General features: G+C 70.2%; 9 protein-coding genes and 5 tRNA genes. 6 read left to right on the forward strand and 8 right to left on the reverse strand.

Going from position 1 to position 7,229, the window contains the following annotated elements:
* Positions 1-27: 27 nt before the first annotated feature.
* From ABZT17_RS44560 to ABZT17_RS44580, 5 genes are all read right to left on the reverse strand, one after another.
* Positions 28-99: transfer RNA gene (locus tag ABZT17_RS44560), tRNA-Val, on the reverse strand.
* A gap of 28 nt (positions 100-127) precedes the next feature.
* Positions 128-199: transfer RNA gene (locus ABZT17_RS44565), tRNA-Val, on the reverse strand.
* A 23-nt stretch (positions 200-222) separates the two neighbouring features.
* A tRNA-Val gene (locus ABZT17_RS44570) sits at positions 223-294 on the reverse strand.
* 1 nt (position 295) lies between these two features.
* Positions 296-369, reverse strand: a tRNA-Cys gene (locus ABZT17_RS44575).
* Between the two features lie 39 nt (positions 370-408).
* Positions 409-481 (reverse strand) — tRNA-Gly (locus ABZT17_RS44580).
* Between the two features lie 178 nt (positions 482-659).
* On the opposite strand from ABZT17_RS44580, the gene ABZT17_RS44585 reads away from it, so the two are divergent.
* The 3 genes from ABZT17_RS44585 to ABZT17_RS44595 all read left to right on the forward strand — a co-directional run bounded on the left by ABZT17_RS44585 (position 660) and on the right by ABZT17_RS44595 (position 3,444).
* Entirely contained in the window at positions 660-1,703 is a 1,044-nt protein-coding gene (locus ABZT17_RS44585) for a chorismate-binding protein (protein ID WP_356357909.1), read from the forward strand.
* Entirely contained in the window at positions 1,700-2,521 is an 822-nt protein-coding gene (locus ABZT17_RS44590; protein WP_356357910.1) for an aminodeoxychorismate lyase, read from the forward strand. Before ABZT17_RS44585 ends, ABZT17_RS44590 begins: the two co-directional genes overlap by 4 nt.
* 98 nt (positions 2,522-2,619) lie before the next feature.
* Positions 2,620-3,444: a GNAT family N-acetyltransferase gene (locus ABZT17_RS44595; protein ID WP_356357911.1), complete on the forward strand. Its 825-nt coding sequence runs from the start codon at positions 2,620-2,622 to the stop codon at positions 3,442-3,444.
* A gap of 82 nt (positions 3,445-3,526) precedes the next feature.
* Here the strand turns inward: ABZT17_RS44595 and ABZT17_RS44600 are convergent, their stop codons facing one another.
* Positions 3,527-4,036, reverse strand: a complete 510-nt coding sequence (locus tag ABZT17_RS44600) for a DsbA family protein (protein ID WP_356357912.1) — start codon at positions 4,034-4,036, stop codon at positions 3,527-3,529.
* Positions 4,037-4,303: 267 nt separating this feature from the next.
* Between ABZT17_RS44600 and ABZT17_RS44605 the strand changes: the two genes are divergently transcribed.
* Entirely contained in the window at positions 4,304-4,747 is a 444-nt protein-coding gene (locus ABZT17_RS44605) for a hypothetical protein (RefSeq protein WP_356357913.1), read from the forward strand.
* A 172-nt stretch (positions 4,748-4,919) separates the two neighbouring features.
* On the forward strand, positions 4,920-5,072 hold the full coding sequence (locus ABZT17_RS44610; RefSeq protein ID WP_208784159.1) for a hypothetical protein: 153 nt from the start codon (positions 4,920-4,922) through the stop codon (positions 5,070-5,072).
* Positions 5,073-5,219: 147 nt separating this feature from the next.
* Here ABZT17_RS44610 and ABZT17_RS44615 read toward each other — a convergent pair whose 3' ends face one another.
* The gene (locus tag ABZT17_RS44615; protein WP_356357914.1) at positions 5,220-5,780 is read right to left on the reverse strand and encodes a CGNR zinc finger domain-containing protein; all 561 of its coding nucleotides are present in this window, start codon (positions 5,778-5,780) and stop codon (positions 5,220-5,222) included.
* A 239-nt stretch (positions 5,781-6,019) separates the two neighbouring features.
* Positions 6,020-6,433, reverse strand: coding sequence for an SsgA family sporulation/cell division regulator (locus ABZT17_RS44620; protein ID WP_004002642.1), 414 nt, complete (start codon positions 6,431-6,433; stop codon positions 6,020-6,022).
* Between the two features lie 201 nt (positions 6,434-6,634).
* Between ABZT17_RS44620 and ABZT17_RS44625 the strand changes: the two genes are divergently transcribed.
* Positions 6,635-7,102, forward strand: coding sequence for a TIGR02611 family protein (locus tag ABZT17_RS44625; RefSeq protein WP_356357915.1), 468 nt, complete (start codon positions 6,635-6,637; stop codon positions 7,100-7,102).
* Positions 7,103-7,229: the final 127 nt, after the last annotated feature.

Raw genomic sequence — 7,229 nt, forward strand, 5'->3', positions numbered from 1 at the left:
GGCCGCAGGGCCGGGGGCTTCGGTGTGTGGACGATACTGGGATTGAACCAGTGACCTCTTCCGTGTCAGGGAAGCGCTCTCCCGCTGAGCTAATCGTCCAGGTCAGCCACCCCTGAGAGGGGCTGCGTGCGCGATACTGGGATTGAACCAGTGACCTCTTCCGTGTCAGGGAAGCGCTCTCCCGCTGAGCTAATCGCGCGGATCGAAGCCATCAGGCTCCAGTGGACGATACTGGGATTGAACCAGTGACCTCTTCCGTGTCAGGGAAGCGCTCTCCCGCTGAGCTAATCGTCCTTGGAGGTGGAGACGGGATTTGAACCCGTGTAGACGGCTTTGCAGGCCGTTGCCTCGCCTCTCGGCCACTCCACCAGGAGTGCAGGGGCTCGGGAAGATCCCCTGGTTCCATCGAGCGGACGACGAGGCTCGAACTCGCGACCTCAACCTTGGCAAGGTTGCGCTCTACCAACTGAGCTACGTCCGCTTGTCGTTTCGGTCCGCTCCCGCGTCCCGGCGACGAAGTGAACTCTAGCGGATTCCGGGGCCAGCACAAAAACGCGTTTGCGCAGCGTGCTGCGCTGCGCCTGCTCACGGGCGTGGCCTGGGCTTCCACCGAGACATGCCGGAGCCACCTTTCGGACACCCGCCATAGACTCGACCGCGTGCACGACCTCCCTCCCCTCGCCCGCTTCGGCAGCCGCGTCGCCACCGGTCTCGTCGACGTCACCGACGACCCCGCAGCCCTCGACTCCACCGGTTTCTGGGCCGTCGTCGCGGACTTCGAGGGCCGTCTGACCTGCGCCCGCTTCGCCGACGTACGCGAGCAACCGGTGCCCGCCCCGGTGCCGGGGGAGTGGCACGGTCCGTCGGCCGGTGACTGGACGTCCTCACTCGACAGCGCCGCGTACACGGCGGGCGTGCGCCGCATCCGGGAGCACATCGCGGCCGGCGAGGTCTACCAGGCGAACCTCTGCCGGGTGCTCACCGCGCCCGTCCCGCCCGACGCCGATGTGGACGCCCTCACCGCCCTGCTGGCCCTCGGCAACCCGGCGCCGTACGCAGGAACGATCCGCCTGCCGGAGCACGGCGTCGAGGTGGCGACCGCCTCACCCGAACTGTTCCTGCGCAAGGAGGGCCGGATCGTCGAGTCCGGGCCGATCAAGGGCACCGGCCGCACCGAGGCCGACCTCCTCGACAAGGACTACGCCGAGAACGTCATGATCGTGGACCTGGTCCGCAACGACATCGGACGGGTCTGCGCCACCGGCAGTGTCACCGTCCCCGACCTCTGCGCCGTGGAGAAGCACCCCGGCCTCGTCCACCTCGTCTCGACGGTCCGCGGCGAGCTGCGCGCCGACGCCGGCTGGCCCGAGCTGCTCGACGCGGCCTTCCCGCCGGGCTCGGTCACCGGCGCGCCGAAGTCCAGCGCGCTGCGGATCATCGACGCGCTCGAGACGGCGCCCCGAGGGCCGTACTGCGGCGGAGTCGGCTGGGTCGACGCCGACCTCGGAACCGCTGAGCTGGCGGTCGGCATCCGTACCTTCTGGATCGACCGCGCCGAAGGCGTGATGCGCTTCGGGACAGGCGCCGGGATCACCTGGGGGTCCGACCCCGAGGCGGAGTGGCGGGAGACCGAGCTGAAGGCGGCCCGACTGCTCGCGGTAGCGTCGGGGACCTACGCGGTGAGTGGAGAGGGACTGACGTGAAGATCTGGCTCGACGGCGGGCTGCAGGACACCGAGTCCGCCCGTGTCTCCGTCTTCGACCACGGGCTGACCGTGGGCGACGGCATCTTCGAGACGGTGAAGGCGACGGACGGGAAGCCGTTCGCGCTGACCCGGCACCTCGACCGGCTGACCCTCTCGGCGCGCGGCCTCGGGCTGCCCGACCCCGATCACGACGAGGTCCGCCGCGCCTGCTCCGCCGTCCTCGAGGCCAACCCGATGCCCCTCGGTCGCCTCCGCATCACCTACACCGGCGGCCACGGCCCCCTCGGCTCCGACCGCGGCGAACACGGCCCGACCCTCGTGGTCGCCCTCGGCGAGACCACCCGCCGCCCCGACTCCACCTCGGTGATCACCGTCCCCTGGACCCGAAACGAACGCGGCGCCCTCACCGGCCTGAAGACCACGTCGTACGCCGAGAACGTGGTCGCGCTCGCCCGGGCCCATCGACACGGCGCCTCGGAAGCCCTGTTCGCGAACACGGTCGGCCAACTCTGCGAAGGCACCGGCTCGAACGTCTTCGTCGTCCTCGACGGCGAGATCCACACCCCGCCCCTCGCCTCCGGCTGTCTCGCGGGCATCACGCGCGCGCTGACGGTGGAGTGGACCGGCGCGACCGAGACCGATCTGCCGCTGGACGTCCTGGAGCGCGCGGACGAGGTCTTCCTCACCTCCACCCTGCGCGACGTCCAGGCGGTACATCGGGTCGACGACCGCGAACTTCCCGGCACACCCGGTCCGGTGACCGCCAAGGCGATGCGGATCTTCGACGAGCGAGCGGGCGACGACCTGGACCCGTGAGGCCGGGCAAGGGAGGCCGGGCAAGGCCACGACCTGGACCCGCGAGGCCGGGGTAAATCCAGCTGACTCCGGCGCCCGGGCCGGGTAGAACTCCCCTGATGACGACGACACTGCGGCCGACCGAGCCGCTCCAGCGCGGGGCCGACGGGGAACTCTCCCGCCACTACCAGGTGTGCGTGAACAGCCGCCCCGTCGGCACCGTCCACCTCTCCACCGACCCGGCCTTCGGACCGGCGGCGGCCCGCATCGGCGCTCTCCGCATCGAGGAGCCGGACCGCGGACGGGGCAGGGGCACGGTGGCCGCGCTCGCCGCCGAGGAGGTGGCGCGCGGCTGGGGCTGCAAGTACATCGAGATCGAGGTGCCGGCCGAGGCGACGGCCGGCCTGCGGATGGCCACGGCTCTCGGCTACGTCCAGCGCAACCGCCGCATGAAGAAGCGACTCGGCATCACACCGCCCCGACTCCCGGAGGGCAGCCGGGGCCGCCCCATGACCGAGGCCGAGTACGAAGTGTGGCTGCCCGACAGCAAGGAGCACTACGTCCAGAGCTGGACGGACCGCGGTGTGCCCGCCGAGGAGGCGCGGGCCAAGTCGCGCCGGGACTACGCGCGGCTGCTGCCGCAGGGGCCGGCCACGGAGAACGCGCTGCTGAGCGTCCTGGAACACGAGGGCACACCGGTCGGCACCCTGTGGCTGGCGCTTCGCGAGGAGCAGGCCTTCGTCTACTACGTCACCGCGGACGAACGCTTCCGCGGCCGGGGCCACGGCCGTTCCCTCATGCTGCTGGCCGAGATCCAGGCCAGCGCCGAGGGCAGACGCGTCCTCGGCCTGAACGTCTTCGCCGGCAATACCCCGGCCGAGCGGCTCTACGAGTCACTCGGCTACGAGACGACCGAGTACTCCTTCTGCAAGACCCTGATCTGAACCCTGGTCCGAACCCTGATCGGACTGCAAGGAGCCGTCTGACCGCGCGGACCTGGTCCGACCGCGAGAACCTGATCCGAGGTCAGCCCTGCCCGGCCAGCAGCCGGTCCGCGATCTCCTCGATCCGCTCCCGCAGCCCCTCCTGGCTCTTGCCGCCGTCCAGCCGCTCCCCGCCGATGACGTACGTCGGCGTACCGGTCACGCCGATCGCCTTGCCCTCGGCCTGGTCGGCGTCGACGATCAGGATGTGCCGGCCGTCGATCAGCGCGGTGTCGAACTCCTCGGCGTCCAGACCGAGTTCGCCCGCGACCTCGACCAGGAAGGGTTCTCCCTCACGGTCCAGCTCCTCGACCCGGCCGAGCACGGCCTCGACGTACTCCCAGCCCTTGCCCTGTTCCAGTGCCTCCTCGGCGGCCTGCGCGGCGGCGAAGGCGTGCCGGTGCTTCTCCAGCGGGAAGTGCCGCAGCCTCAGCTCCAGCCGGTCGCCGTAGCGGGCACGCAGGGCGCGCACGTCGTCCAGGGCGTCACGGCAGTCGGAGCACTGGAGTTCGCACCAGACGTCGAGGACGGGAGCGGGGGAGGAGTCGTTCATGGGGACAGTCTTCCAGCCCGGGCGCGACCGGCCCAATCGGCTCGATCGGCGGGACTCGGTGCCTTGTCCCGCCGCCCGGTGCGCCGGTGACCTGCCCCCTCGGCCCTGATCCACCACCCGGGGTGTGCCCGGTACCGGCACTTACGGAGGAGCCGACCCGGAGATGTCCCTGATGTCCGCCCGGGGCATGGCCCGGCGGGGTCCTGCCGGTGCAGGATGGAAGGGACGAACCGCCCCTGCCCGATCGTGCCCTGCCTGGAGGACCGGATGATCGCCGAGACAGTCTGTTCCGCCGTGTCCGCGGCCGGCCTGGGCATCGCGGCGGTCACGGCGTACCGCAAGCGCTTCCTCGCCGCGGCCCGCATCGCCGCCTACTCGCTGGTGCCGGTCGGTCTGGTGATGACCGGTGTCGTGGGGTGGCTGGCGGACACCGCGTTCAGCCCGACGGCCTGGGCGGGCTTCGGGGTGCTCGGAGCCGCGTGGCTGCTGTTCTCCACGACGCGCGCGGTGGAGCGCCGCCGGGGCGGTACCCGGAAGGAGCGCAGGGAAGCCAGGGCGGCCGGCCGGTCCGAGCCGGTGGCCCCCACGGCCTCCGCGCCCTCCCTCGGCCCGGGGACCCGCGCGGCCTCCCGCCCCGCGGCCGCCCCGCGCGGCACCTCCACGGAGGACTTCAGCGACATCGAGGCCATCCTGAAGAAGCACGGCATATGAAGAAGCACGGCATATGACGTATGCATGACGACTGAAACGTCACAGTGGATCAACGCGCCGTGCTGAAATGATCACGATCGGAAGCCGTCGTCACGGGATCCAGTGAACTCCCGGTCATTCCGGGCGCGTTGATCGCGCCGGGGGTGCGGTCTGCGCCATCATCACCCGCGAGATGCTGGACACGACACAAGGCGAAACCGCGCCGCCGAAGGACGAGCCGCGCGGATGCCTCTTCGCCCTTTCCCAGCCACCGCTGATGATCTTCCTTGCGGTGATCGGGTGTCTGCTGCTCATGGCTGCGCTGCACGATCTGCTGCTGCTCTGAGCCGTACCCGTGGTCCCCGACGTCACCCGTCGGGGACCACGTCGACATCCGCCGGGACCATGTCCGCGTCCGCCGGGATCAGCTCCACAGCCTCTGGCGCCATGTCGGCACCGCATCCCGCATTCCGCATCCCACGCCCCTCGGGCCTCAGCCCGCCGCCTCTTTGCGCCGCGCCCGGTACGCGGCCACATGCAGACGGTTCCCGCAGGTCCGGCTGTCGCAGTACCGCCGCGAGCGGTTGCGGGAGAGATCGACGAAGGCGCGCCGGCAGTCCGGCGCCTCGCAGCGCCGCAGCCGTTCCTGCTCGCCGGCGACCACGAAGAAGGCGAGCGCCATCCCGCAGTCGGCCGCCAGGTGGTCGGCGACGGAGGCACCGGGCGCGAAGTAGTGCACATGCCAGTCGTAACCGTCGTGGTCGGTGAGGCGCGGGGTGGTGCCCGCGGCGGCGACCAGCTCGTTGATCAGCCCGGCGGCGGCCCGGGCGTCGGGCGCCGCGAAGACCGACGCGAACCGGCCGCGGATCTTGCGCACCGCCGAGAGGTCGAACTCCGACAGCACTCCGACATCGCTGACTTCGTGGTTTCGTACGAAATCCTCGAGTGAGGCGACATCCGACAGTCCGTCCGGCGTCGTGTCGTCCTCCGGCGCGGTGTTCACCAGGTCGACCACGGTGTCGAGGGCGCACCGGGTGTCGTGGGTGATCAGCACGTTTCGCTCCCTGGCCTGAGGGTCGGGCACACGCCCGCCGATGCTGGCCGATGGTAATGGCTTTGCCGCCCGGCTGACCGGCTCCGGGCCCGGACGTGCCCCGAAGCGGTGTGAACCCGACATGGACACGCCGACGCCGTCCCGCGAGGGGACGGCGTCGGCGTGTGCCGTATGCGGTTGTCCTGGCCCGAGCCGTCACCCCGAGTCGACGGCGCCGGGCGGCTTCGTGTGGCCGCGGTCTAGCTCTCCGCCAGGATGTGGGAGAGCTCCTGATCGAGGTCGAAGTGCCGGTGTTCCGTGCCGGGCGGCACGGCGGCGTCCGTTCGCTTCAGGAAGGACTCCAGGGCCCGCGCCGGGGCTTCCAGCAGGGCCTCGCCCTCCGGGGAGGACAGGGCGATGCACACGACGCCCTGACCGTGACTGCGCGACGGCCAGACTCGGACGTCGCCGGTGCCCGTAGGGCGGTGCAGGCCCTCTGCGAGGAGGTCGCGGGCGAACACCCACTCGACGGTCTCCTCGGCTCCGGTGTGGAAGGTGGCGTGCACGGCGTAGGGGTCGGCCGTGTCGTACCGCAGTCCTGCGGGGACAGGCAGGGAGGACTCGCTCGACACAACGAGGCGCAGGTGCAGCTCGCAGCTGACCGTGGTGTTCATAAGCGCCAGGGCCTTTCGCTCAGTGTGCGCTCGGGGATTCGCACGTCGGCGAAATCGACATGCCACCTACGGTGCCGTTGTAAACCCCTCTGAGTGTTTTGCGTGCCTTTACGTAACTCTTCCGGCCGAGGGTCTCTTCGTGTGGTGCGCCCATTCCGGTGACTGGTTTCCCATCAGTAAAGTAAGGTAAAGTTTGGCCGTATGAATACGGCGAGTGACAATCCGGGCGAGGTCGCCGTGGCGTCGGAGGAGCAGAGGCCGACCGGGGCCGGGACGGGTGGGGCGCGGGACGGCCAGGGGCTCGGCTCCAAGGCCCCGGCGTTCATCAAGAGGCGCCGTGCGCTGCATCTGAGCTGGCAGGTCGGCGTCTTCGTGGTCGGTCTCGCGGTCGTGGGCGCCGGCATCGTCATGCTGCCGTTGCCCGGGCCCGGCTGGGTCGTGATCTTCGGCGGTATGGCGATCTGGGCGACCGAGTTCGTCTGGGCCCAGCTGGTGCTCCGCTGGACCAAGCGCAAGGTCACGGAGGCGGCCCAGAAGGCGCTCGACCCCAGGGTGCGCCGTCGCAACATCACGCTGACGGTGATCGGGCTGGTGATCGTCGGTGTGCTGGTCGGCGTCTATCTGTGGAAGTTCGGCGTCGTGATGCCCTGGAAGATCAAGGACCAGTGATCCGCGCAGGGTGTGCCGAGGCACCCCCTGACATGGGGTAATGTTCTTCCTGTGCCCGGGCGATTAGCTCAGTGGGAGAGCGCTTCGTTCACACCGAAGAGGTCACTGGTTCGAACCCAGTATCGCC

It is taken from the genome of Streptomyces sp. NPDC005648, from assembly GCF_040605395.1.
Taxonomy (GTDB): domain Bacteria; phylum Actinomycetota; class Actinomycetes; order Streptomycetales; family Streptomycetaceae; genus Streptomyces.

Coding starts and splice junctions, on each gene's coding strand:
- ABZT17_RS44610 (WP_208784159.1), top strand. CDS start 4,920: ATGCTGGACACGACACAAGGCGAAACCGCGCCGCCGAAGGACGAGCCG.
- ABZT17_RS44600 (WP_356357912.1), bottom strand. CDS start 4,036: ATGAACGACTCCTCCCCCGCTCCCGTCCTCGACGTCTGGTGCGAACTC.
- ABZT17_RS44605 (WP_356357913.1), top strand. CDS start 4,304: ATGATCGCCGAGACAGTCTGTTCCGCCGTGTCCGCGGCCGGCCTGGGC.
- ABZT17_RS44595 (WP_356357911.1), top strand. CDS start 2,620: ATGACGACGACACTGCGGCCGACCGAGCCGCTCCAGCGCGGGGCCGAC.
- ABZT17_RS44625 (WP_356357915.1), top strand. CDS start 6,635: ATGAATACGGCGAGTGACAATCCGGGCGAGGTCGCCGTGGCGTCGGAG.
- ABZT17_RS44620 (WP_004002642.1), bottom strand. CDS start 6,433: ATGAACACCACGGTCAGCTGCGAGCTGCACCTGCGCCTCGTTGTGTCG.